This is a genomic window from Rickettsiales endosymbiont of Stachyamoeba lipophora (assembly GCF_003932735.1).
Lineage (GTDB): Bacteria > Pseudomonadota > Alphaproteobacteria > Rickettsiales > 33-17 > RICK01.
This window is the reverse complement of the sequence record NZ_CP033611.1, coordinates 696,755-723,024: the sequence shown is the minus strand read 5'-3', so window position 1 is coordinate 723,024 and position 26,270 is coordinate 696,755. Positions and strand designations below refer to the sequence as shown.

The following is a 26,270-nucleotide window of genomic DNA, read 5'->3' as shown; positions in this document are numbered from 1 at the left end:
ATCTATGCAGCGAGAACTATCAATAAAAGATTGGATAGGATTTGTGGCCATGATTGTAGGAATGTTTATGGCCATTCTGGACATTCAAATTGTGGCAAGTTCTTTAAAGGAAATCCAAGCAGGACTTTCTGCTTCCCAAGATGAAATTACCTGGGTGCAAACTTCTTATCTGATTGCTGAAGTAATTATGATTCCTTTATCAGGTTGGCTTGCTAAAGCTTTGTCTACTAGGTTGTTTTATACCATTTCAGCAGCGATTTTTACAGTAATGAGCGTGTTATGTGCGTTCTCCTGGGATTTGGAGTCCATGATTGTATTCAGAGCTATTCAAGGATTCTTTAGTGGAGGAATGATCCCTACAGTATTTTCAACTATTTTTACGATGTTTCCTAAAAAAATGCATTCTAAAATTACAGTATTGGTAGGATTAGTGGTAACAATTGCTCCAACTGTGGGACCAATCTTGGGTGGTTATCTCACTGAGCAATATTCCTGGCATTATATGTTTCTAATTAATGTGATTCCTGGAATTGCAGTTAGTACCTTAACTTATTTACTGATTGATGTAGATAAGCCCGAATTCCAGTTATTTAAATCAATCGATTTCATAGGGATATTTTATATTATTACTTGCTTAGGACCCTTGCAATATATCCTGGAGGAAGGGGTTAAGGAAGATTGGTTTGATAGCCTAAAAATTACGGTTTTATCCATAATTTCGTTAATTAGCTTTATTTTACTCATTGATAGAGAGTTAAAATATCAAAATCCTATAATCGATTTTAGTTCTTTTAAAAATAAAAATTTTACAGCAGGTTGCATTTTTAGTTTCATTATTGGCAGTGGAATGTATTCCGCAGTGTATTTATTGCCGCTCTATTTAGGTGCAGTGAAGGGGCTTAATAGCTTCCAAATTGGTATGTATGTAGCAGTTACAGGAGTGTTTCAATTTCTTTCGGCCCCAATTGCCGGAATATTATCTAGTAAAGTAGATTTAAGAATAATGTTATTTGTAGGCTTTAGTTTGTTTGGTCTTGGTTGCTATCTAGATAGTTTTTTAACCCATGATGAAGGTTTTATGCATCTATTCTTACCGCAAGCAGTAAGAGGTATGTCACTCATGTTTTGTTTCTTGCCGATTAATACTATTACTTTTGGTACCTTACCCCCGGAGCAAATTAAATTTGCCAGCGGCCTTTATAACCTTACGCGTAATTTAGGGGGGGCGATTATGCTTGCTAAAATTAATGGCTATATTGTTAATCATAATAAAATTTATTATGCCGAAATGAAACAGCATATTAGCACGGGATCCTTACAATTTATGCAAGTTTTTACTATGCTAAAAGAACGCTTATTGTCCATAGGCAATAATTTTAGTGATGTGGCAGCAATTAGACTATATAATAATATCTTACTTAGGGAAGCTCTAGTTATCTCGATTAATGATTGTTTTGTAATCTTGGCCATATTCTTTTGGGCCAGCATTATAATTATGCCATTTTTAGAAAAGCCTAAAGAAATAGATGATAGCGCGGTAGGACATTAAGTTTTATTAAAATACTTAAGTGTGGTCTCAAAGGTTGATGTTAAACATTAATTTAGCTTAAGAGCTATAAGGGCTTGTATTGTGCTTGTGATTAGCACAGTTTTACTAACCCATATCAGCCTCCTGTTATACCGGTTTTGCACATTAGTGAACTGAACGCTTAATCTTTTCACAACGCAGTAAGCAAAAGCATAGGGTTATTCTTAAATACTATTGTTATTGAATAATGGCCTGGCAAAACTATTTTATTAAAATAAACTCACCAGCATTTAGAATTTTAAAATCATTCGAGCTTAAATTATTTTGTTTAAGACTGTTGGTTAGGTCTTGTGCCGGATCTTCAATTGCTTCATCAGAAAGCTTAAAGGTGTTATGATGTAGTGCTATGCTTAATTTGCTGTCTAAATCTAGATGAGCCTTTACTGCTTCTTCAGGGGAGGTATGTGAAAATTGCATAAACCATTCGGGTTTATAAGCACCAATTGGAATTAAACTTAAATCAAAATTGCCATATTTATAGTTTAATTCTTTAAAATGTTTACCATAACCTGTATCACCTGCGAAATACATTTTTTTAGTAGGTGTTTCAATTACAAAGCTACCCCATAAGGCTTTGTTGCGATCATGCAAATTTCTGGCTGACCAGTGGCGTGCATATTCTAAATTAAATTTCAACTTATTATAGGTTACCGAATCACCCCAATCTAAGGCTTTAACCTCTATAGCTTGGTCGGTACTGTGTATAATGCTTTCATTACCTAAAGGGGTAATAATTAAGGGTTGAAACTTATCCCATAATTGCTTTAAAGTGACGAGATCTAAATGATCGTAATGATTATGAGAAACTAGTACCACATCAATTTTAGGTAGATCTTCGAATTTAATTCCTGGAGGAGTAACTCTTTTGGGTCCAATAAACTTAACTGGGCTTGCTCTTTCGCTCCACACTGGGTCTGTAAGAATATTTAGATTGCTGGTTTGAATTAATACAGTTGAGTGTCCTACCATGGATACCCTAATGGAGCTATCTGCAATTTTTGCAGGAGGTTTATCATATGATTTAATCTCAATTCTTCCAGGCCAGCGGGCAGGATCACCATTAAGTTTCCACTTTAAAAAAGAAAAATTAGCTTTTTTATTATCATAAAAAGGGTCTCGAAATTTCTTGCCGTCATAGTGATCAGTTTTAGGGCCTTGGTAATAGCTTTGAAACTTAAAGCATAAATAGATAATACCAAGAATAATAATGTTAATTATCAGAAAACTTTTGAGCATGGTAAAAAAGAATAATAAAAAATGGTGAAAGCAACCAGCACTAATCCCAACGTGTAATCCTTAGATGAGGAATCTTAGCTAATCTATGACTTAGAATCAATATATAAGTTAGGAGCATATAATTTTTGCAAAACAATATATTTTAAAGCTGTTGCTTAGTATGTTAATTTTGATACAATTAATTATTAAATAGTATAAATACAACTTAATAAAATTGTATAATTAATTATGCCTAATAAGCTGCAGATAAATTCTAATTTTAGTCGCAACATCGGAGGTTCTGTAGGCATTACCGAATCAATGGTCTCTAGTCTGGTGCATAGCTTTTATGCCAAGATTAAAGCTGATCCATTTATAGGGCCGATTTTCCAAGATAAAATAAATAATAATTGGGATGAGCATTTAGCTACAATGTGTGATTTCTGGTCTGGGGTTGCTTTATCCACGGGTCGCTATAAGGGGCAACCACTACCTAAGCATGTTGTGCTACCTGGGTTGCAGGAAGAGCATTTCGTAAGGTGGATAGCATTATTTGAAGAAAATGCATATAGCATATGCCCTAAAGAAGCTGCCGAGTTTTTTATAGATAAGGCACAAAAGATTGCAGATAGTCTCATGCGTGGTATTGCGTTTTATCGCGGTAACTTAAATTTATAAGGAATTCTGTTATGAAAAATATTACACCAAACTTGTCAGTACATCATATTCCAGCTAGCTTATCTGATCGATTTGCTATGGTTATGTGTAAGTTTTTACGCTGGGTAGCAGATTCTTTCTTTCAAAAACGTTATGGCCATAGAGCCGTAATACTTGAAACGGTTGCTGCAGTGCCTGGTATGGTTGGCGGAATGTTGATTCATTTAAGATGCTTGCGTAAACAATGCCCGGATAATGGATGGATTAAAACATTATTAGATGAAGCCGAAAACGAGAGGATGCATCTAATGACATTTATAGAAATTGCTAAACCTAATTGGTTTGAACGCATGATCATTCTAATAACTCAGGGGATATTTTTTAATGCGTTCTTCTTGCTTTATTTGATCTCCCCTAAGACAGCGCATCGTTTGGTCGGCTATTTCGAAGAAGAAGCTATAGTAAGCTATACCCGTTATTTAGAAGATATTGATAATGGACGTATAAAAAACATTTTAGCTCCACAAATTGCTATAGACTATTGGAATTTACCTGTTGATGCTACTTTGCGTGATGTAGTGCTGGCTGTACGCGATGATGAAGCGGAGCACAGAGATGTAAACCATGATTTTGCTAATTCACTCACCATAAACAAAGTTCAAAACGGATAAAGTTTTATATAATAAGCTGTTAGGTTGCTCACAAGGTTGGCCAGTGTTGGATATATTTTGAGAGAATAACGACCAAAGGGTTTATAATTTAAAATACATATAAGATATGCAAGCTGGATAGCAGTATGCTCTATGTTTGCCAGCTTAAAGCTAGTTCATTTACCAGGTGAATATACATAGATTTAAGGTGGGTTGTGTTGTTGTAGAGGTTATAAATTGGCACCTTCAAAAGAACCGGATCATCGAACGCCAAGTTTTAAACTCTTGGTGAAATCGGCGCGATTCGAACGCACGACCCTCAGATTAGGAATCTTATATAGCATATAATTCACAATCAAGTGCAGTAGCTAATAGCAAAGATTTGCAAGGCTATCAAGAGATTTTGTATTTGTGTCCCACCAATGTCCCGTGGAGGCAAAAGATTTTTATACTTACTTATAATTTAGCAAATTGACATACCGCAAATCTTTGTGTCAATTTTAATAAATTCAATATGTTTATTATTTCCAGATAATAATTCACTAATACTTTCTGGGCAAATAAAACTAGTACAAGATAATTAATATCCATATATTCGCAAGTTTGACTGAAAGTATCTACAAAACCTTTAGATAAAGAAGTGCTAATTTTAACCCAATTAGACAAAAGCTAATTTGATAGACGCCAAATTGTTCCAATGCACAATTTTAAATGTTATTTCGTTTTGCAAAATAAGTATTTCTCAAAACAAGCTTTAAAGCAGGCTTGTCTTCGTTGTGCTCGTAATGATAATTGATCCTTACCAGAATATTCCTTTACTGCCGTCCCCCTCTTCCTTTGAAAGGTGCTGAGGGAGTGGCGCTCGGGGTAGAGGTAGGTCGGCGGCTATCACTGGCGGTTATTCCTTTGGTAGGCGCTGAGGAGGCAGCATAACCTATTGATTTTATTGTAAATACTTGCGGTAATATTTTATTTAAGTCTGAATTCAAGCTTTGTGCCCTGCGGTTAGTCGCTTCATCTTGAACTAAGGTGCCAACCTCTAAAATTTTATTTAGTGCTTGTAAGAATTTATCACTTTTTGTTCCATTTAAACCTTTTTGAGTGGTATTAATCTCCTTTGCTAAATAGCGCATCTGAGCCGCAGCATCTTGAATTTTATAAAATTTAGAATATCTAGCTTTTGTTCCAGCGGCGGCTAGCTGATCGCTACCTGCTATTAAACCTTGAGCTAACTCTAATACTTGGTTGGGATCTCTTTTAGATAAAGCTGTACCAAAGATAACAGTAGGGATAAATAATAATGGGCTACCCACAATGCTTATCATATTAGCTGCTTTAACATGGTTATTACTCCAACTTATTAACCTGTCCCACAAACTATTTTGTTTTACACTTGCTACCCTACAAGTTTGGTAATATGTTGGGTTATTTGCTATATATTGATCACTTCTGGCCTTTTCCCTAGCTAGGTTATATATGCTATTTTTAAGCACCTTAATCTTATCTGGATACATATAAGCTTTACTAGTAACCTTATCTAATTGCGCAGATAACCCATCGTTAGTTCCTAATAATTTAGCAGAAATTATTTCCTGCTTAACGATTTGTAAATCCTTTTCCAGATAGCTTTTTATTTTTAATACTTCATTATGAAAGTGCCTAAAATTATCAGGCTCAAATGTGTCGCCATCTAATAAGCTACTTAACATGTATGCTTTAGGGGAAGCAGTTTTATATTTATCTAAAATATCTTTAATGTTCTTTCTTTCCGCTTGTGGATCATCTGTGAGTGGCGGCTTAGCCATTAATTTATCGCTTATCTCAATGATTTGTTTAAGCCATGGTTGTTCACCCAATTTATCTGTAAGAAATAACTGAAGTTCTTCATGAATTTTTTCACGTGCAAAAGTATAATGATCAACGGAATAAGCAGTTTGTTCACGCTTTATTTGAAGTAGTTTTGACAATGATATGCCATAATTTTGGTAATCAATTGAGGTTAACTTAATGTCTAAAAGAGGGTTTCTATCCCAGCCATTTGCTACAAACTTTGCTTCATCAGTTTCGTTGGTTAGGCCATCAGACCTATTACGGGTTTTGTAAGTTGAAATATATGTTACTAATTCTGGCAAATGCTCTTCAGTTTTAATCGCTTGGTCACTTTGAGCAGGATAATATCCAAATTCAATATTATTATCCACAAAGGATTTAACTAACTTTAAAATAAGATCCTTATATTCTGCACTAGTTTTTTCAGCTTTCTTGGTGTGTGGGTTATATGAAATATAACAGCAAAGTTCTTTGCCTTTTTGATCTCTAAATCGATCATCTCCTGCATAAATATCCCAATTTGGTAAATCGGTACCCACCTCGGGAAAATTTAAAATCTTCCAATTATGTAAGCCATTATCACATAAAATTGGATAAGCTATTTCAAAAGCTTTTTGTAAATTTTCTGCTGTTGGCTTAATAGCAATTCTAAATTCTATGAAACCAGTTGCTTCTGCATTATCAGTATAACGTTCTGGAGCAAACTGGGTATCTTGATGCTGTGCACTAATGAATGCTCTATCTTTTCTAATAATATGATCATTATAAGGTATACTACTATGCTTAGTTTGATTAAATTGATCATATGTAATTTGCATATAAAATACCTATAAAAAATAATATAAATTATATTAACATTTTATATAATTTGATACAATATTAAATTTAAATTGTTAAATTACAGCCTAGAAAAGGAGAGCAAATCAACACTACTTTTATCATAACAGCAATAATATATTAGGTTTTAGAGATACATACCCCTCACTTATGATTGGGTTTACCTTTTCTGGTTTTATGCATAAATCTTCATTGATCGTTTAATATATGTAGTAAAGATATATAGGGTATATAGGCAGTTTAGGAAACAGCGGTAAGCATAACATATTATACCTAGTTGCAGTCTGAGTGCTATAATCTTCTAATATTTTTACAAGATCCTCGCTATATGAATAAGTTGCTATTATTGCCTCTTCCTTGCACGCAGGCTTTCCAATTAATTATCCCACCACAGTCACTAAACTTTTGAGCTGGCAAGTCTTTTTATATTATATAAGATATGTTGCTATCTTGATTTATACGTTTTTCTATAGTGGCCATAGCTAACCACCCGAAGAAGTTGATAATCTACAAAGCTCAGTAAAAAGATACAATATTTGATTGATAATCATATTCAAAGCCTACTTAATTTATTAAAATATATAGATTTTAGGTTTGATAAAGTAGTCTATGAGATAGAATGGTAGGACAATTTGTTCAAAATTTTATTAGCTTAAAATCAATTTTTCTTGAAAGTGAACTGCTGTAAAGTGTTATTGGTTAATGTCCCAAGGGTGTCCCATAAGATTAACCAGCTCTATAAAACCCTGGTGAAACCGGCGCGATTCGAACGCGCGACCCTCAGATTAGGAATCTGATGCTCTATCCTGCTGAGCTACGGCTTCTGATACTAATAATTTAAAATCATTGTAGCTAAAAGTAAAATTTAGGCAAGCAAAACGGTTAGATTTACAATCAACCATTTATAATTTAATGTATAACTATGGTATTAACAAGATGTTAAAATGTTGGTTTCAATTGAGGTAAAATTATGGTATGCTAATTTAATTGTACAGCGGGTTATAAGCTGCATAATAAAAAATTTTTAGGAGAAAAAAGATGAGTAATTTTAAAGAAAGAGTTGGTGGCAAAGTTAAAAGTGCTTTAAAGCCAATGGAATGCTCACAAGCTTTTGCTAATTTAGTAGCGGGCCTTGCTTATGATGACAAAACTAAATTTAAAAAACATGGTACTAACCAGTTATTACCTTTAAGTGAGTTAAAAGGTATGGTTGGTGATTTATCAGAAGGATTAAGTAATTTTACTACAGCTGTAACAGGGATGTATAGATGTGGCCTCGTTAGTAGAGGTGGGCAGCACTCTAAAAAGGAAGTGAAAGGGACGGATGTAGGGCTATATGGTGTTGCAGCTAACTTACAGGAGGCAACCGTTAAGGCTTGGCGTGGTGTGGTTGAAGTGGCAGGTTTATTGGAAACAGCCGGTTTAATCCAAGCGCGCGGGCCTATTGAAAGTAAAGAAATAGGAGCAAGGCTTCAGGATATTACAGATAATTTATTAGATGTTGCTAAAGCACTAACCGTTGATAACATCAAAGTTATAATCTCCTCAGCATCCTTTGCTGCAAAAAGCGTTACTAACGTAGGTGAAGCTGCGCTTAAATTTGTAGTGATGTTGGGTTGTGCTCTTGGATGTGTGGCAAGCTATGCAGCAGAACGCGGAATTAAAGTGGCAGGAGCTGTATGGAGTGGAATTAAAAAAGTATGTGGTAAAGCTGAAGATATAACACAGCAAGCTGATTTAACTTCCTCCTCAATTGTAAGTGGTGCAGCCGCTGATGCAAATACTTTAGTTGGTCAAGTTGAAGCTGGGACGGAAGCTTGGCAACAACGTGCTTGATTTTTTTAAGTAAGCTAGCGATAAAGCTTAGTTAGTTTATTTAATATAAGGGTCTAGATTACCTAAATCTGGACCCTTATTAATCACTAAAACGCATCCATTTGACAAAGCCATTTGACATTAGCCCTTAATTTCCACTATATTCCAAAGCTGAATTAACCAAAATTTATAGGAATTTAATGTATCCTAAAGTTGATGCAAATCCAAGCCTGCCTGATGTAGAAAAGAAAGTTCTAAAATTTTGGCAAGAGCAAAAGATTTTTGAAAAATCAGTAGCAAAAAACCCAAAAAGCAATCAATTCATTTTTTATGATGGTCCTCCTTTTGCTAATGGGTTACCGCATTATGGTCATTTGCTTACCGGTTTTATTAAAGATATGGTGGCCAGATTTCAAACACAGCAAGGTAAAAGAGTAGAGCGCAGATTCGGCTGGGATTGTCATGGTCTACCTGCTGAGATGGATGCAGAAAAAGAGCTGGGGATTAGTGGCAGAATTGCTATCACCGAATTTGGGATTGATAAATTTAATCAACAGTGCCAAACCTCAGTGATGAAATATACCAGTGAATGGCAGAGCTATGTTACCCGCCAAGCGAGATGGGTGGACTTTAGTAATGAATATAAAACCATGGACAAAAATTTCATGGAGTCGGTATTGTGGGCATTTAAAGAGCTGCATAAAAAAGGCTTGGTTTACGAATCAATGCGAGTAATGCCTTATTCATGGGCATGTGAAACTCCACTGTCTAACTTTGAAACTAGGCTTGATAATTCGTATAGAGAGCGCGCAGATAAAGCAATTACCGTGCTATTTAAACTCAACAACAAGCTAAGCAGCCTGGATCAATATAATTTACCGATCTTTGTGCTTGCTTGGACTACAACACCGTGGACATTACCTTCTAACCTTGCTCTTGCCGTTGGCAAAGACATTAGTTACGTGGCGGTTGAACTTGAAGGAAAAATTGTAATACTCGCAAAATCATCCTTAAGCCAATATAAAAAAGAGTTAGGAGAAGAGCCCAAAATTTTACAAGAATTTTTAGGTGCCGAGCTTGAAAACTTAAGCTATACCCCATTATTTGATTATTTTGCTGAGCAACCTCATGCTTTTAGAATATTGTTAGGTGATTTTGTAGTTGAGGGGGATGGTACTGGTATTGTACATATTGCTCCGGGTTTTGGTGAGGATGACCAAAATTTATGTGAAAAAAATGGTATTAAGCTTGTTTGCCCGGTGGATAATGCCGGTAGGTTTGATTCCAGAGTGCATGACTTTAAAGGGATGCAAGTGTTTGAAGCTAATGATGAAATCATTAAAGCTCTCAAAATTAAAGGTAGCTGGCTCAGAACGGATCAATATTTACATAATTACCCCCATTGCTGGCGGACTGATACGCCGCTAATCTATAAGGCGGTACCTTCTTGGTATGTTGAAGTAACCAAGTTTAAAGATCGAATGGTGGAATTAAATGCTCAGATTAACTGGATTCCAGGACATATCAAAGAAGGCTTATTTGGCAAATGGCTTGAAAATGCCAGAGATTGGTCAATATCTAGGAATCGTTTTTGGGGTACTCCAATTCCGGTATGGAAATCAAGTGATCCAGCATACCCACGGATTGATGTTTACGGTTCAATTGAAGAGTTGGAACGGGATTTTGGGGTGGAAGTAAAAGATTTGCATCGTCCATTTATTGATAGTTTAATCCGTCCAAATCCAGATGATCCAACCGGTAAGTCTGTTATGCGTAGGGTAGAAGATGTATTTGATTGTTGGTTTGAAAGTGGTTCTATGCCTTACGGGCAATTACATTATCCATTTGAAAACCAAAAGCAGTTTGAAGAAAATTTCCCGGCTGATTTCATCGTTGAATATACTGCGCAAACTAGAGGTTGGTTTTATACTTTAATGGTGCTTTCAACCGCTCTATTTGATAAGCCGCCGTTTTTAAATTGTATTTGTCACGGAGTCATTTTAGATGAAAAAGGACAAAAACTTTCTAAACGCCTAAATAACTATGCAAATCCGATTGAAATTTTTGAAAAATTTGGAGCTGATGCGTTAAGATGGCTTATGCTTTCTTCACCTATTATGCGTGGTCAAGAGCTATTAATTGATAAGCATGGTAATATGCTTAAAGATGTTCAGCGTTTAACTATTAAACCGTTGTGGAATGCTTTTTACTTTTTTACCTTGTATGGCAACTTAGACCAAATTGAAGCGCGTGAGATTAGACATAGTAATAATTTAATTGATAATTATATTTTATCTAAACTGGCATTGCTTACACAAAATGTAATTAGAAATCTTAATCAGTTTGATACTGTAGCCGCTTGTGAAGAGTTTACCCAGTTTTTAGATGTGCTGAATAACTGGTATATTAGAAGAAATAGAACTAGGTTTTGGAAGTCGGAGCAAGATCAGGACAAGCAAGCAGCATATGATACGCTTTATACTGTGTTACTTAATTTATGTAAGCTGTATGCCTCGATGATGCCTTTAACTTTAGAGGAAATTTATCAAGCGCTAACTAAAAATGATTATCAAGATCCAGAGCAATCTGTACATTTATGCAGTTTGCCGGAGTTAAATGAAATAAGTATAGATCATAAGCTTATTGCCAAAATGGATAAAGTAAAAGATATTTGTAATACTGCTCATTCCATTAGAAACGCTGCCAACATTAGAATCAGGCAGCCATTAGGAAAATTGATTATTGCTGGCCAAAATATTAAAGAACAGGCTGCTGAGCTAAATTACATTATTTTAGATGAAGCCAATGTGAAAGAAGTTGAATTTGTAGAAAATATTGAGAGCTTTGCTACTTTTAAGCTGCAGCTGAATTTTCCGTTATTAGGTAAAAGAATTCCTGAGCAAATTAAAACTCTTACGCAAGCTTTAAAACAGGGTGATTGGCAGGTTCATGGTGAAAATATCATAGTTGGTGGTATCCTAGTCAAAAAAGCAGAGCATAAATTATTGCTCGAACCAAAAGATGTAAAATCTACAGCGGCACTTTCTACTCAGGATGTGGTTTTAAGCTTAGATTTAAATATTACGCCGGAACTCTATAATGAGGGCGTGGCTAGAGATTTAATTAGAGCAATCCAGCAATTCAGAAAGGATAGTGATTTTGAAGTGTCTGACCATGTAGATGTAAGAATTAATAGTGATAACCATGAGCTGCAGAAAGTGATAGGCGAATATAAAGCCTTTATAGAAGACCAAACCCTAAGTCATATTCAAATCAGTAACAAACCTGAAGAATCAGCTCAACAAATAGAAGATATACAATTTACAATTAGTGCTAAAATATGCCAGAAAAAGTAGCAGTTTTAGGTAGTGGTTCTTGGGGAACTGCGTTGGCTATTCATTTAAGTAGAGTAGGTTTTGAACCCACAATTTGCGCAAGGAATTTAGATACCATTAATGAAATAAATAATGAACATCAAAACCGTAGTTATCTGCATGGAATCGCCATACCAGAAATTATTAAAGCTACTGCTAATCTGGCAGATGCTCTGGTTGATACTCAAATGATAATAATTGCGTTGCCTGCCCAGACTATTAAAGAGTTTGTATCAAATGTTGAGAGTGAATTGTTTAAAAATAAACTAGTGTTAATAGCTGCTAAAGGAATTGATGCATTAAGTCTAGAGTTTTTAAGTGAAATAGTAGCTAGCAAATTAAAAACTTCTGTGGGGGTTATTTCTGGTCCTAACTATGCTTTTGAGGTGGCATTAGGATTACCAGCTCGGACTGTTATAGCATCTGCTAATCTACATGAGGCACAAAAATACAGTGAGCTAATGACTAACCATAATTTTAAGTGTGAATATAGTAACGATCTTCGCGGAGTAGAGTTGCTAGGAGCGGTTAAAAATGTATTGGCTATTGGTTGCGGGATTGTTAGAGGGCTTGAAATTGGTGATAATGCAGTGGCAAGCTTTTTTAACAATGGTATTAATGAAATCAGACTTTTGCTAGAGCATTTTGGTGGCAAGGCAGATACCATGTTCTCAGCAGCAGGTATGGGTGATTTAATTCTAAGCTGTACTAGTTTTAAGCTAAGAAATCATAACTTAGGAATAGAACTTGGCAGCAATAAAATTCAAGTTGAAGAGATTTTATCCAGGCCGCAATTAGTTGAAGGATTTAAGACTACCTTTAGTTTAAAAAAATTGCTTGATCAGAAGGATATTAGTCTGCCAATATTTAATTTAATTTATCAAGTTTTAAGCGGTGAAGAGCCAATTGATGCGTTTAGAAGTGCTAATATATGGCTATAAAACGTAGCATAATAAAAAATTTTTTTAAAACCTTTTGGAAAGCAATTGCCGATTTAATCAAACATGATGGTATTGAACATGCTGGTTATATGTCGTTTGTTACCATTCTTTCCCTATTTCCCTTTTTAATAATTTTTATAACATTAGCTGGTGAAATAGGACAATTACCGGTAGTGGATAATTTTATTAAAGCATTTTTAAATAACTTGCCTGATTATGTAGCTGAAGCGTTGAAGCCGCGTATTCAAGAGATAATTTCTGGTCCACCTCATAGTATTGTAACTATAGCAATTTTAGGAGCTTTATGGACAGCTTCTTCGGCAATAGAAGGCTTAAGAACTATTTTGAATAAGGCTTATAGGGTTTCCTCTCCTCCGCCATATTTACTACGTAGATTACTATCAATCATGCAGTTTTTGATTATGATATTTTTATTAATATTTATTTTAGTAATTATTTTAGTCTTGCCTCCTATTGCTTTAAAAATTTTAAGTATTGCAGGCCTAGATCATTCTCTGCTAGAATTTAATCTGGCTAACCTAGCGATTGTAAAAAATATTAGCTTATTTATGGTTTTGCTTGTATTTGTTACTTCTCTAAATTATTTTGTAACTAATTTAAAACTTACCTTTAAGGAATTGGTACCTGGATGTATTTTAGTAGTTGCTGGCTGGATTATAGCAGGGCAGTTATTCTCTAGTTATTTAAGAAGTTTTAACCAGGTAAATCTGATCTATGGAAGCTTAGAAGGTATAATTATTACTTTACTATTTTTTTATATTATCAATATTATTTTTATTTTTGGTGCGGAATTTAATTATCATTTTAAAGCTAAAAAACAATTTTAAATGAAATAACAAATGTGTGCACATTAATTTAAAATTGTTTTTAGAAAAAGTTGATGTTAATAAATTTTAAGTTTATTGTTAATTTAATTGAGTTAATTAAGATATTGTTAGTATGGATTTTATTTTAATAAGTCTGGAATGGTTGGTTGATTTTGCTCATAAAACAGGTTATGTGGGTGTGTTCCTAATGACCTTTTTAGAAAGTACTTTTTTGCCGATACCAAGTGAAATTACTATGATACCGGTAGGCTATCTAATCTATCAAGGTGAAATGTCTATGTGGGCGGTAATTTTAACCAGTATACTTGGAACGGTTTTAGGTTCGTTGCTTAGTTATTATATTGCATATCGGTATGGTAGGAAGCTGCTACTGGATTATGGTTCCTATCTTTTTATGAATGATGAAAAATTAGCTAAAATAGAAAAATTTTTCAATAAACATGGAGCAATATCCACTTTTACCGGTAGATTAATCCCAGGACTTAGGCATTTTATTTCGTTCCCTGCTGGACTTGCAAAAATGAATTTAGCTAGCTTTAGCCTGTTTACTGCTCTGGGTGGCGGTTTCTGGATGACCACTTTATTATTTGTTGGTTACTTTATCGGTCGCAATGAAGAGAAAATTCATGAAATACTTTCAATTGTTAGTACGGTTTTTATTGCATTTGCTATAATCTTAGTTGCATACTATATTTATAAGCAGCAAATAAAGAATAAAACTAATGTTGATCAATAATACTTGGCTTAAATTATGTGCAATTGGAATAATTGCTTATTTTATATTTAAAAATTATGGTAATGAGATAGTTGCGACCACTAGCGTAGTTGAAAAGATAGCAGCAGCCAAGCCTGCACCAGTTCCTGGTAGCACTACTTCATCTAAAGATAATACAGATATTGAAGATTCACTAAAAAACCCTGCTTGTGATGATAATATTAAAGCGGGATATTTAGAAAGGAAATTAGCTGGAGTAATTGCAAGCTTCGCTGAAACTGAGCAAGGAAAAAATTTTTTAGAACAAATGATTAAGCCTAGCCGGCAAATTACGACAGAAATTAAAAATTTTGAGCAGTATAATGGTATTTTAGATGTGCGGCTTGAACATCAAGTACCAGGTACGCCTCTCGGTTGCGGGTCCATTGTTACAATAAAAAATCATCATGATAATCTAATTAAAGATATTACCCTGGGTAATAATGAGTATGTGGATGGTTTGGATTCAGTCATTGCTAAAATGCATCCAGGTGAAATTATGAATATCACTATGGTTGGCAATAAAAAATACCTTATTGAAACTATGAAAGTTAAACGCCAAATGCCTGAATTTTATAAAAGTCCTATAAATTTTTATGGAATAATTCCTGGATGTGGTGCAGAAGTGGCTATTAATTACAATATCGTTAGTATTGATAAGCAGTTTCAATATGATCATTATGCCAAAACTAACAATCTTATTAAAGTTAAGATTAATGATCATCTTTCGCCAAGGTTGCTAAGCTTGCTTTATGATTTGCAACTCAATACTACCGCTGTGACATATTTTAATTATGCGCAATTAAAAGAGGAATTTAAACATTCTCCGCAAATTTTTGAGAATATAATACTCCCTCACAAAGATGGTTTTGCGCTAGAGGTTAAAATTATTTCAGCAGAATATAAATATCCATCTCTATAAATTTACTTTTTGTAACTTGTTTTTAGTAGTTATTGCTACCATATAAAAATAAATAATACAAATTACGGTAAATTTATGAAAATAGATAATTATACCATCAAAGCCCAAGGATTAATTCAATCTGCCCATAATTTCGCTGTAGCAAGCAACCATCAACAATTGCAACTTATACATTTGCTTAAGCAGATGATTGATGATAACGAAGGGTTTATTACTGGCTTGCTAGCTAGTTGTAATATAAATGTGAATTTATTAAAGGCTGATATAGAAAATGAGATAAGCAAAATTCCAAGAGTGGAGGGTGCTAATACCCAAACTTATTTATCTAATGAATTTGCTAAACTATTTCAAGAAGCAGAAAATTTAGCTAAGAAGAATGGAGATCAGTATATCACAACCGAACGTATGCTCGAGGCAATGTTAGTGATTGATTCCCAGGCTAAAAAGATTTTAGAAAAGCATGATTTAACCCATCAAAAAATAACAGCAATAATAGATCAACTTCGGGGAGGAGCTACGGTGGAGTCACAACATAGTGAAGAAAGCTACCAAGCTCTTAAAAAATATGCCCAAGATGTTACTGAGAAAGCAAGGCAAAATAAAATTGATCCGGTAATAGGTCGAGATGAGGAAATTAGAAGAACTATACAAGTTTTATCCAGAAGAACCAAAAATAACCCGGTTTTGATTGGCGAACCTGGAGTAGGTAAAACGGCTATAGTTGAAGGATTAGCAGCTAGAATAGTTAAAGGTGATGTACCAGAAAACCTTAAAAATAGGCGATTAGTATCCTTGGATTTAGGTGCCTTAATTGCCGGGGCCAAATACCGTGGAGAATTTGAAGAGCGCTTAAAAGCAGTTTTAAAAGAAATTATTCGCTCAGAGGGTGAAATAATATTATTTATTGATGAACTGCATACTTTAGTAGGAGCAGGCGCTACTGAAGGAGCAATGGATGCATCAAATTTATTAAAGCCGGCCCTGGCTCGTGGTGAATTACATTGTATAGGGGCTACCACCTTAGATGAGTATCGTAAGTATATTGAGAAAGATGCTGCTTTAGCGCGTAGATTTCAATCAGTATATGTAAATGAACCGTCAGTGGTAGATTCAATTTCTATTCTGCGCGGACTTAAAGAAAAATATGAACTGCATCATGGGGTGAGAATTAGCGATAGCGCTATTATAGCTAGCGCTACTCTTGCAGATAGGTATATAACAGATCGATTTTTGCCTGATAAAGCTATCGATTTAATGGATGAAGCTGCTAGTAGGCTAAAAATGCAAATTGATAGTAAGCCTGAACAACTTGATGAGTTAGATCGGAAAATTATTCAGCTTAAAATTGAGGCGGAAGCCTTAAAGAAAGAGACTGATAAAGCTTCTCAAGACCGCCTTAAAGTAATTGAAAAAGAGATAGAACAATATGAAAAAGAAGAGCAAGATTTAGAGAGTAAGTGGCAAGCCGAGAAATTAAAAATAACAGAAATTCATAAAATTAAGGAGCAGCTTGAACAAGCTAAAATCGAATTAGAAATGGTACAAAGACAAGGCGATTTAGCCCGGGCTGGTGAATTAAGATACGGAGTGATTCCTGGTCTTAGTCAAAAGCTAGAAGAATATTCTCAAGGTACTAGTAATGGTTTGCTCAATCAAGTGGTTACGGATAAGGATATAGCAGCCATTGTTGGTAAATGGACAGGTATTCCCATTGAAAGGTTAGTGGTAGGAGAACGTGAAAAACTCTTAAAAATGGAAAGTTACCTATCCAAAGCGGTAATAGGCCAAAATGAAGCTATTAGGGCTATAAGTAATGCGGTTAGACGTGCGCGAGCGGGAATTGGTGATAAAAATAGGCCGCTTGGTAGTTTCTTTTTCTTAGGACCTACAGGGGTTGGTAAAACTGAGCTTTGTAAAGCGTTGGCTAATTTTCTATTTGATGATGAGCATGCTATTCTTAGAATTGATATGTCGGAATACATGGAAAAGCATAGTATTTCACGGTTAATTGGATCTCCTCCTGGATATGTGGGATATGAACAGGGTGGATATTTAACAGAAGCGGTAAGAAGGAGACCTTACCAAGTAATATTATTTGATGAAGTGGAAAAAGCGCATCCGGATGTATTTAATTTGATGTTGCAGGTTTTAGATGAAGGGCGGCTTACGGATAGTCACGGTAAGTTGGTTAATTTTTGTAATACAATTATTGTGTTTACTTCCAACATTGGTTCAGACCTAATAGCTAATTTAAAAGAGGGGGAAGATATAGAATCAGTTAAACCCCAAATTATGGAGCGTATGAGCTTATCGTTTCGACCTGAATTTATTAATAGGTTGGATGAGGTTATATTATTCCATAGATTAGCTAAAGAACATATGTATGATATTGTAAAAATTCAAATTCAAAAACTGGCTAAACACCTGGTAGAACAAGAAATTAATTTGAATGTAACCGATGATGCTTTAAATTATTTGGCTGAAAAAGGATATGATCCTGTATATGGCGCACGGCCCCTTAAACGAGTAATACAAAGAGAAATACAAGATAGGTTGGCCATGATGATTTTAGAAGAAGAACTGAGTGGCAAGACTGTTACAGTAAACAAAGCAAAGGCTGGATTGGAATTTAAAGTAGAGTAATTAGGCTTTTACTAAATTTGCATTAATTTAGATTTATTGTCAACAAATGCCAATTGTATAACGAGATTCTATGAAGGAAATTTTATTATAAGACTTTAGGGATAAGCTTTTGAGCTACAAGAGAGATTTTGCTCGGTGGGGGTGCCACTGTGTTAGCCAAATAATGACAGAGGTAAAAACCAAGGCGCCAACAAAAAGGAGGCCTTTTATCAAAGTGAAAAAAAACGCCTAAAGGGTTTAATTTTATTAAAGAAGTATTCTATAAGAGGGCATTTTTTATAAAAATAATGGTTTTGATCAGATTAGCATAGCTTAATAATGTTAAAGGCATGAGGAAAGCAAGGAAAAATAAATACTTAAAAATTGCCAAGATTTCTGAGGAGAAATTTAGAAAAATAATCAGATACATCAGTAATATGTAATTTAAATTGCAAAATTATCAACCGAATCTATAATAAAATCCGTTAATATTTGATAGAATTAACTAAAGAAGATAAAATAAGTGGCGAGATAGAGGTTGATGAGAGTTACTTTGCCGCCAAGCGCGTTAGTGGCAAAAGAGGCCGAGAGCAGCTGGTAAACTCCGGCATTTGTGGTATAAAACATGACAGATGTTTACGTAGAAATTATTACCAATAGTGCTAGGAAAAGCCTAATGCCAAGGATCCAAGGTAAGATCCTCGGGGTTTCAACAATCTATACAGATGGCTGGAAAGCTTATGATGGCTTGATTCTTAAACAATCCTTTCTAATCTAATCAAGAGCTAAAATAATTATTGTAATATCTAAAAATTCTACGGGGTTTCTGGGGAGATATAGCCAGACTGTAAATTTGTAATTTGTTTGCTCAATCAAAACATGCTGTTATCAACCATAGCTCGGGACGCGTTAAAGCCATTAACTGGCAAATAGCTTGAGTAATATTATTGCGATTGTCTGAACCATAGAGCAATACTTTTTACGTTCCAACTATATGTCATTTTATATATACGGCGGAATATGAATGAGCATGGATAATAGTTGAATTAATCAAGATATATTTCATCAGCATTTACTAACAAAAAAGACAATAAGAGGGCACCATATGCGCTTTCCTGCGGCAATGAAAGCATTCCATATATGGTATTACGTAGCTTTTGCCATTGTGTATTTTATACAATGATAAATATACTCCTTTTATAAATCGCCGGGTTCTATTCTTATCATGTGTTGTGTACTTCTTCTCTTTATTACTTGTATTATATAATTATTATATAATAAGGTTGCGTCTCAATTGCTTAAGTTTATTTAATATTTACCCAGCTCCTTTCTTTTTCAATCGGTACATTATTATTTCTTAATATAAAATTTGTTTATGCTAAGGTCAAAGTGGTGCAACTAAACTAAGCAAAAGAAGTTAGACCTGCCCAGAGAGAGGAGTGGCACCGTAACTCTAATAATCAGGTTGATAATAATTCTTATCCGCAATTGATACAATCATTACCATACATATACATACTAGCATCGCTACTAACTATAACAATAAAAAAACCCACCAAAAATTGGTGGGTTTGAACTTGATAAAGAGGATTTTAGCAACTTTCATCGTCCATCTTTTTTTTGAGCTTGCGCATACGACGCTCTGACTCTTCTTGCTTACGCTTCTTTTTTACGGAAGGTTTTTCATAATGACGACCTAGCTTCATCTCACGGAAAACGCCTTCTTTTTGCATTTTTTTCTTCACGTTACGAAGCGCTTGATCAACATTACCGTTAACAACTACGACAGAAACCACTAACAATACCTCCTTTTATTTTTTCCAAAAGTGAAACTTATTTTGACAGAAAATTAATAATTTTCTAGAATGACTTAAAATCACAGTATAAAATAACATGGAATCATCAATTATACAAGATAAAAAACTAGTTATTAATAGCTTCGTAGCAAACATTCATTTTGAGGGATGGACCAAAAAGAATGTTTATATGTCATTTCAAAATAATAATTTAGATCCAAATCTTGCTCAAGTTTATTTCCCTAAAGGTTTTATAGATATCTTTCAAGCTATCATTACTCAAATTGATGAATTAATGAAAGCGCAGATAGACCATAAATATTTAGCTAGTTTAAAAGTTAGAGAAAAAATCTTTTATCTTACTAAAACAAGAATATTAGCGGCCAAGCAATTCAAAGATGCGTTAAGGACCGGAGCTAGTATGTTTGTTTGTCCTAATAAACTTGGTTTTGGCTTTGAAATATTATGGCAAAGTGCAGATCAAATTTGGCGCATTGCTGGAGATAGAGCTTTGGACTTTAACTATTATTCCAAACGCGGCTTATTATCGTATGTATATTTTACTACTTTAACATATTGGTTTGAGGATAATTCTGAAGATACTCATCTTACCTGGCGCTTTTTAGAAAATAAAATTGAGCAAATTCTTAAGATTGGTAAAGTTAAAAGTAATATTAGCGGCATATTTGATCAATTTAAGCTCAGTAGAATTCCAGTAATAAGATATATTTGGGCTAAAGCGAAAAGCGGGAGTGTAGGATAGTGGTGCCGCAGGAGGGATTTGAACCCCCGACCTACCGCTTACAAGGCGGTTGCACTACCCCTGTGCTACTACGGCTACTTTTAATGGTGAGTAATTTACTGGAATATTAGAAATTGGTCAATAATTTACTTTTAATTTACTCAGGAAGAAAACTATTTTTTATTATTTATAATATAGTTTTTTAATCAGCTCTTATAATAGTCCTCTATCTCTAAGGCCATTATCTCATCATTTTTTTCAGTGTTACTTAGGATGGTCTTCAAATAATTAAAGTTAGTAATATTGTTCTCAGTATAAAGATTATTCTCTGTGATGAAGAGAAGGCTTATCATTACAGTACTCTTCTAAATTATCAATAATATGGATAACAGTTAAGACTCCATTATTTTGTTAGTAACTTATATATAAATGCCTTGCTAATATCAAGGCGTTATATTAATTAAAACTTAAATCATTTAGCCAATTGATATGTTTATTGCTAGATTACTTTATTCATGATATTCGTTAAGGAGTTTTCTTAGCAGTTGTTCCTCCAACTCCTCCATTCTTGCAGCTTCATCATTGTTAATATGATCAAATCCGAGTAAATGCAGTACACTATGAATAATAAGATGGGTATAGTGATAATTAAAACTTTTATTTTGCTCTTTAGATTCACGCTCTAAGGTATTAAATGAAACAATAATTTCACCTAAATACGCATGCCCTTCAGTCACCTCATGTTGAGAGATTAGCTTTCCTTCTTGAAACTCAAGCGAAGGAAAAGATAGTACATTAGTAGCCTGGTCTAATCCTAGATATTCTTTCTTTAACGGTCTAATATACTCATCATTGGTAAGTATTATACTAAGCTCAATTTCTTTAGCTTGGCTGATAAGATCATTTGATACATAATTTAAGGTATCGGTAATAATAAAGCCAGTATAAGCTTTAACACCTTTAAATTTATGCCATTTAGCTTCCTGAAATTCAAAATAAGGATAAATATTAAACTTAGGCATTTAGATAAAACGCTTTTTTATGACTGGATAAATCATGACAAGACTTGCACAAAGAATTATCAAAGATCCATTAACGGTTTGAGTTGATACTGTTTCATCAAAACATATGAAAGCCAACAACGAGGTAAATATTAACCTTAAGAAGCTAATGGGCATTACTACTACTAAATCAGTTATAGAATAAGATTTATAGATCACCAGCACATTACAAACAAACAGAAAACCCATGACAGCTGCAATAATTAAATCTCTTATAGGTGGCACCTCTAATTGCCATAAATGAAGGGGTAAAGAAAATATAGCAGTGATCATAAATATGAAATAAGTCTGATCAAATATTTTTTCATATCTAGTTTGCACTTTAGAAATCACATCATGTATTGCCCACACACATGCTGAAAACAAACTTAAAATATTACCATAATTTATTTCCATATTATTGGGGTGAACTATATATAACGCCCCAAATAACCCCAATATTACTGAAACCACTGAAGACACATGAATTTTTTCTGATAAATATAACTTGGCAATAATCATTGCTAGAATTGGCGTAACAAAAGAAATTGCTACAGCTTCTGACGCGGTAGTTAAGGTCAATGCATAGAACCAGGTAGTTAACCCTAATACATTTAATAGACCTCGCATTACATACAGCTTAATGTTTGCTATATTAATTTTGCGCTTGAGTAATAATCTCATGGCGTTTAAAAAAATTGCAGCAAAGCCCATGCTGTATACAAAGGTAAGAAAATAGTGAGTATTAGGAGAAATGAATTTTGCCAATATTGTAATTATGCTAAAAATTAGCAAATTTACTACTTTCCAAGCAATACCTCTTAAGTCAGCTCTACCCATCATAATATCCTTATCTAAACTAATTCACCTTTCAAGCTATTGGCAGTTACTTCGGTTAGACGAATATTTTGTAGAGTGTTGATTAATTTTTCGCCACCCACCACATGCACTGGCTGCATATAAGGTGTTTTACCAACCGCTTGGGTTTCATATTTTCCTTTCTTTTCCAACAATACTGGCAGAATTTTTCCGACGCAAGCATTATTAAATTCCTGCTGTTGTAATAATAATAATTGCTGCAATCTTCTTAAGCGCTCTGATTTAACTTCTTCAGGTATTTGATTTTCCTGCATGGCAGCCGGGGTACCAGGCCTGGTACTATATTTAAAGGAATAACACTGGGTAAACTGTACTTGTCTGATTAAATCCATAGTATCTTCAAAATCTTGATCGGTTTCCCCTGGGAATCCAACAATAAAATCTGAGGAGAAAGCCATATCAGAGCGTGCTTTTCTAAACTTATCAATAATTTGTAAATATAAGTCCCTTGAATGCTTACGGTTCATCAGTTTTAAAATTCGGTCCGAACCAGATTGCACAGGCAGATGCAGATATGGCATTAATTTGGGCTCAATCCCATGAAGTTCAATTAGATCATTAGTCATATCTTTAGGATGAGAGGTAGTATAGCGAATGCGCTCAATGCCTTCAATTTTAGTAATCATTGTAATTAATTTGGCTAAGCTTTGTTCACCTTGATCTGAAGCCCCATGATATGCTGTGACATTTTGCCCTAGTAAAGTTATTTCTTTTGCTCCCTGGGACGCGAGTTTTAAAGCTTCGCGGTATACATGCTCTACTGGACGAGAAAATTCTGCTCCACGGGTGTAAGGTACCACACAAAAAGTACAAAATTTATCGCACCCTTCTTGTACAGTTAAAAATGCGGAAGCCCCTTGCGGCATAGATTCTTCTGGCAAAGCGTCAAATTTAGCTTCTGCTTTAAAATCTAAACTGAGTAGATGTTTAGCTCCGTTACGTACTACTTGATGCACCATATCCGGTAAATTTCCATAAGCTTGAGGTCCTACCACAATATCCACATAAGGCGCACGCTTAAAAATAGCATCACCTTCAGCCTGTCCTACGCATCCTGCCACTCCAATTACCATATTAGGCTTGTTTTGTTGTTTGAAATCTCTAATCATTCCAAGTTCTGAATATACTTTCTCGGTGGCTTTTTCTCTAATATGGCAGGTGTTTAAAATTACTATATCCGCGTGATCAGGCTCTTCAGTAATTTGATAGCCATGCGGGCGCATAATATCGGTCATCCGGTGTGAATCTTCTACATTCATCTGGCAACCATAGGTTTTAATATATAATTTTTTTAAATTATTTTGATTACTATTCATAATTTCTTGGGCTCTTAAATTTACTTAATTTTGAAATTTAAATTTATTGTTACTTTAAAAATTACTCTTCAAGGGGTACGCAATATAATTCTAAACGATGGTCTACTAGCTTATAACCGAGCTTAGCTACAATTTCTTGCTGTAATTTTTCAATTTCTTCACTATGAAACTCTATTACCTTTCCAGTTTTTAAATCTATTAAGTGATCATGATGATCATCACTTATTTCTTCATATCTTGATCTGCCATCACCAAAATCATGTTTTTCAATTACCCCCATTTCTTCAAATAACTTTACGGTACGATATACAGTTGCTAAGCTAATGTTAGCATCAATATTTGAAGCTCGTTTGTGAAGTTCTTCAACATCAGGATGATCACTTGATGAACTTATAACTTCGGCAATAATTTTACGTTGCTCAGTAAGCTTTATACCTTGGCTTTGTAATATTATTGCTATTTTGTTTGGCATTATAAATTCTCGCTTTATACTTGGATAACAGGCCATATATTTGAGAAGGATGGCCAAGTAATACACTTAAAATCTGATTTAGGCAATATTGAAAGAACAATGAATATTAATAACATTACCAACTTGCAGAAATTCAAGGGAAAATTTATTGCTATTGAGGGTATCGACGGCTCCGGCAAGTCGACTCAAAGTAAGTTACTTGCAGCACACTTTACCAAGCTTGGCTTGAATGTCACTTTAACGCGCGAACCTGGTGGAACTGATAAGGCAGAAATTTTAAGAAATGTGATTTTGAATAATAAATTTGCTAATATTACTGAAATGCTGTTATTCCAAGCTGCTAGATACGAGCATGTTGCCAACCTAATTAAGCCACAATTGCAACAGGATTATTTAATTATTTGCGATAGGTTCATTGATTCCACCTTTGTTTACCAAGGATTAAATGGAGTGGATCAAGAGTTAATTAATACTATTCACCAATTAACTAGTAAGATTTTGCCTGATTTAACTATTCTTATGGATGCCGATATTAGCCTTTGCCAAGAACGACTAAGTAATAGAAAAGATAATAACTATTATGATGAACTTAAGTTTGATCAACTGAAAATAATTAAAGAACATTTTCATCACTTAGCTCACAACAGTAAAAAACATATTGTTATACGCGTTGATCATAATGATGAAATGCTTATCCATCAGGCTATTATAAAAAATGTAATAAATTTTTTTGATAAGTAAAATGAAACCATCAGGTCCTAAAGAGCTAAACAAGCTAATAAGCAACATCATGAAACCTTTATATAAGGAAAAAGGTGCATTAATTAGCAAATTACTTGAAAATTGGGAACAGGTTGTGGGACTTAATTTTGCTAAACAAACTATACCTTACAAGGTCAATCGGATAGTATTAGAAAATAGAAACTATCAGGAACTAGTCATTAAAGTAGCAAATAGCTCTGCAGGGGTACAAATTAACTTTCTTCATAATGATATTATTAGACGTATTACCGCTATTTTAGGTTACAAGGCTATTGAGAAAATAAAAATTTTAAATTAACAATTTTATTTGTTAATTTTTTAATATTCATGATATTATTAAATTAAAAGGTTTAAAGTTGTTATGACTGTAGATAATTTACCGCAAAAAATAGCTAAAGCGATTCCTCAGGCTATAAATACTCTTAAAGTTTTTTTTAAAGCCGCTAATAAGCTAAGTCAAGTTCGACCTCAAGAGCAAGCTTCTACTACTGATATCTCCGTACAACAGGCAAAAAATAAAAACACTAAAAATCCTGGACATTTACGATAAAGACTGAAATTCTATTATTTTGAATAAATTAACAATTGCTTATATTAATTTTTTAATATAAAAGCTTGGCCAATTTATTTAATTTAAGGTACATGGTAGCATGAAAGTTGATTTTAATGAGCATTACAGCTCAATACTGGATACTTTAGATACTACTGAATTTCAAAAATTATTTCAAAGCCTTGCAGCCGATAAAATAACTCACTTGGATTTAAGCAACAATACTTTGTCCTTGCAAGCATTTGAAATAATTGCCGAATATTTACCAAAATTTATACAACTGACTACTCTTAAAATTAATAATACCTATATTGCTCCTGATTACATTAAACTTATGACTAATAGCATTAAGCAATGTGCCAACTTAAAAGAATTAACTATTGGCGGGGAAACATTTAGCTTTTCGACTCATCAGGAATTAATGGCTTTTGATCAACTAGAAGAGCAGTTGTCATTTCATAATTTTTCAGACGCCTACTGGACAGATATTGTAATAAAATCTCAATCTACCGAACATAACACACCAATTATCCCTTCTATTTTTTTTAAAGGATTGAATAGCAATAGAGAAAAACTATATGAAAGAAAATTCTCATCCCAGCGAAATCATGATATTAATAGCTCTACTAACACTAAATCGACCAACCATTTTTAGACAAA

The 26,270-nt window shown here is 34.1% G+C and carries 24 protein-coding genes, 2 tRNA genes and 1 pseudogene; 17 read left to right on the top strand and 10 right to left on the bottom strand.

What is annotated here, in order from left to right:
• Window positions 1-4 precede the first annotated feature (4 nt).
• Window positions 5-1,549 carry a DHA2 family efflux MFS transporter permease subunit gene (locus EF513_RS03290; RefSeq protein WP_125215992.1) on the top strand — a complete coding sequence of 515 codons (1,545 nt, stop codon included), beginning with the start codon at window positions 5-7 and terminating at the stop codon, window positions 1,547-1,549.
• 240 nt (window positions 1,550-1,789) lie between these two features.
• On the opposite strand, the gene EF513_RS03285 is transcribed toward EF513_RS03290, so the two are convergent.
• Window positions 1,790-2,824 (bottom strand): MBL fold metallo-hydrolase, encoded by a 1,035-nt coding sequence (locus EF513_RS03285; protein ID WP_125215991.1) that lies wholly within the window; start codon window positions 2,822-2,824, stop codon window positions 1,790-1,792.
• Between the two features lie 228 nt (window positions 2,825-3,052).
• Between EF513_RS03285 and EF513_RS03280 the strand changes: the two genes are divergently transcribed.
• The gene (locus EF513_RS03280; RefSeq protein WP_125215990.1) at window positions 3,053-3,481 is read left to right on the top strand and encodes a group III truncated hemoglobin; all 429 of its coding nucleotides are present in this window, start codon (window positions 3,053-3,055) and stop codon (window positions 3,479-3,481) included.
• Window positions 3,482-3,513: 32 nt separating this feature from the next.
• Window positions 3,514-4,131: an alternative oxidase gene (locus EF513_RS03275; RefSeq protein WP_206425213.1), complete on the top strand. Its 618-nt coding sequence runs from the start codon at window positions 3,514-3,516 to the stop codon at window positions 4,129-4,131.
• A gap of 794 nt (window positions 4,132-4,925) precedes the next feature.
• Here the strand turns inward: EF513_RS03275 and EF513_RS03270 are convergent.
• Entirely contained in the window at window positions 4,926-6,758 is a 1,833-nt protein-coding gene (locus EF513_RS03270; RefSeq protein ID WP_125215988.1) for a hypothetical protein, read from the bottom strand.
• Window positions 6,759-7,524: 766 nt separating this feature from the next.
• A tRNA-Arg gene (locus tag EF513_RS03265) sits at window positions 7,525-7,601 on the bottom strand.
• A gap of 214 nt (window positions 7,602-7,815) precedes the next feature.
• Here EF513_RS03265 and EF513_RS03260 point away from each other — a divergent pair.
• The 9 genes and pseudogenes from EF513_RS03260 to EF513_RS08140 form a co-directional block, all read left to right on the top strand.
• Window positions 7,816-8,613: a hypothetical protein gene (locus tag EF513_RS03260; RefSeq protein WP_125215987.1), complete on the top strand. Its 798-nt coding sequence runs from the start codon at window positions 7,816-7,818 to the stop codon at window positions 8,611-8,613.
• 164 nt (window positions 8,614-8,777) lie between these two features.
• Entirely contained in the window at window positions 8,778-11,948 is a 3,171-nt protein-coding gene (gene ileS / locus EF513_RS03255) for an isoleucine--tRNA ligase (RefSeq protein WP_410528583.1), read from the top strand.
• A complete protein-coding gene (locus EF513_RS03250; protein ID WP_125215985.1) occupies window positions 11,933-12,907 on the top strand; it encodes an NAD(P)H-dependent glycerol-3-phosphate dehydrogenase in 975 nt (324 codons plus the stop codon). The genes ileS and EF513_RS03250 overlap by 16 nt, the downstream gene beginning before the upstream one ends.
• A complete protein-coding gene (locus EF513_RS03245) occupies window positions 12,898-13,755 on the top strand; it encodes a YihY/virulence factor BrkB family protein (protein ID WP_125215984.1) in 858 nt (285 codons plus the stop codon). Before EF513_RS03250 ends, EF513_RS03245 begins: the two co-directional genes overlap by 10 nt.
• A gap of 112 nt (window positions 13,756-13,867) precedes the next feature.
• The gene (locus EF513_RS03240) at window positions 13,868-14,491 is read left to right on the top strand and encodes a DedA family protein (protein WP_125215983.1); all 624 of its coding nucleotides are present in this window, start codon (window positions 13,868-13,870) and stop codon (window positions 14,489-14,491) included.
• Window positions 14,478-15,431 (top strand): hypothetical protein, encoded by a 954-nt coding sequence (locus EF513_RS03235; RefSeq protein ID WP_125215982.1) that lies wholly within the window; start codon window positions 14,478-14,480, stop codon window positions 15,429-15,431. Before EF513_RS03240 ends, EF513_RS03235 begins: the two co-directional genes overlap by 14 nt.
• A gap of 75 nt (window positions 15,432-15,506) precedes the next feature.
• On the top strand, window positions 15,507-18,074 hold the full coding sequence (gene clpB / locus EF513_RS03230) for an ATP-dependent chaperone ClpB (protein ID WP_125215981.1): 2,568 nt from the start codon (window positions 15,507-15,509) through the stop codon (window positions 18,072-18,074).
• A 471-nt stretch (window positions 18,075-18,545) separates the two neighbouring features.
• Entirely contained in the window at window positions 18,546-18,713 is a 168-nt protein-coding gene (locus EF513_RS07880; protein ID WP_164503811.1) for a transposase, read from the top strand.
• Between the two features lie 10 nt (window positions 18,714-18,723).
• A pseudogene (locus EF513_RS08140) lies at window positions 18,724-18,810 on the top strand (IS1595 family transposase); the annotation flags it as partial.
• An 835-nt stretch (window positions 18,811-19,645) separates the two neighbouring features.
• Here the strand turns inward: EF513_RS08140 and rpsU are convergent.
• Window positions 19,646-19,849 (bottom strand): 30S ribosomal protein S21, encoded by a 204-nt coding sequence (gene rpsU / locus EF513_RS03225; RefSeq protein WP_206425212.1) that lies wholly within the window; start codon window positions 19,847-19,849, stop codon window positions 19,646-19,648.
• A gap of 97 nt (window positions 19,850-19,946) precedes the next feature.
• Here rpsU and EF513_RS03220 point away from each other — a divergent pair, with 97 nt between their 5' ends.
• A complete protein-coding gene (locus EF513_RS03220) occupies window positions 19,947-20,612 on the top strand; it encodes a COQ9 family protein (protein ID WP_125215979.1) in 666 nt (221 codons plus the stop codon).
• Here EF513_RS03220 and EF513_RS03215 read toward each other — a convergent pair.
• From EF513_RS03215 to EF513_RS03195, 6 genes are all read right to left on the bottom strand, one after another.
• Window positions 20,613-20,687 (bottom strand) — tRNA-Thr (locus EF513_RS03215). It lies immediately after the preceding gene.
• A gap of 110 nt (window positions 20,688-20,797) precedes the next feature.
• Window positions 20,798-20,944, bottom strand: coding sequence for a hypothetical protein (locus tag EF513_RS07875; protein WP_164503810.1), 147 nt, complete (start codon window positions 20,942-20,944; stop codon window positions 20,798-20,800).
• Between the two features lie 156 nt (window positions 20,945-21,100).
• On the bottom strand, window positions 21,101-21,613 hold the full coding sequence (gene ybeY / locus EF513_RS03210) for an rRNA maturation RNase YbeY (protein WP_125215978.1): 513 nt from the start codon (window positions 21,611-21,613) through the stop codon (window positions 21,101-21,103).
• Complete coding sequence (locus EF513_RS03205) at window positions 21,614-22,474, bottom strand: DMT family transporter (RefSeq protein WP_125215977.1); 861 nt, start codon at window positions 22,472-22,474, stop codon at window positions 21,614-21,616.
• Window positions 22,475-22,485: 11 nt separating this feature from the next.
• Entirely contained in the window at window positions 22,486-23,826 is a 1,341-nt protein-coding gene (gene miaB / locus EF513_RS03200) for a tRNA (N6-isopentenyl adenosine(37)-C2)-methylthiotransferase MiaB (RefSeq protein WP_125215976.1), read from the bottom strand.
• Window positions 23,827-23,887: 61 nt separating this feature from the next.
• Window positions 23,888-24,298: a Fur family transcriptional regulator gene (locus tag EF513_RS03195; protein WP_125215975.1), complete on the bottom strand. Its 411-nt coding sequence runs from the start codon at window positions 24,296-24,298 to the stop codon at window positions 23,888-23,890.
• A 99-nt stretch (window positions 24,299-24,397) separates the two neighbouring features.
• On the opposite strand from EF513_RS03195, the gene tmk reads away from it, so the two are divergent.
• The 4 genes from tmk to EF513_RS03175 all read left to right on the top strand — a co-directional run bounded on the left by tmk (window position 24,398) and on the right by EF513_RS03175 (window position 26,265).
• Window positions 24,398-25,039 (top strand): dTMP kinase, encoded by a 642-nt coding sequence (tmk, locus tag EF513_RS03190; protein WP_125215974.1) that lies wholly within the window; start codon window positions 24,398-24,400, stop codon window positions 25,037-25,039.
• Between the two features lies 1 nt (window position 25,040).
• The gene (locus tag EF513_RS03185; protein ID WP_125215973.1) at window positions 25,041-25,358 is read left to right on the top strand and encodes a DUF721 domain-containing protein; all 318 of its coding nucleotides are present in this window, start codon (window positions 25,041-25,043) and stop codon (window positions 25,356-25,358) included.
• Window positions 25,359-25,421: 63 nt separating this feature from the next.
• On the top strand, window positions 25,422-25,610 hold the full coding sequence (locus EF513_RS03180; protein ID WP_125215972.1) for a hypothetical protein: 189 nt from the start codon (window positions 25,422-25,424) through the stop codon (window positions 25,608-25,610).
• A 100-nt stretch (window positions 25,611-25,710) separates the two neighbouring features.
• Window positions 25,711-26,265 (top strand): hypothetical protein, encoded by a 555-nt coding sequence (locus tag EF513_RS03175; protein ID WP_125215971.1) that lies wholly within the window; start codon window positions 25,711-25,713, stop codon window positions 26,263-26,265.
• Window positions 26,266-26,270: the final 5 nt, after the last annotated feature.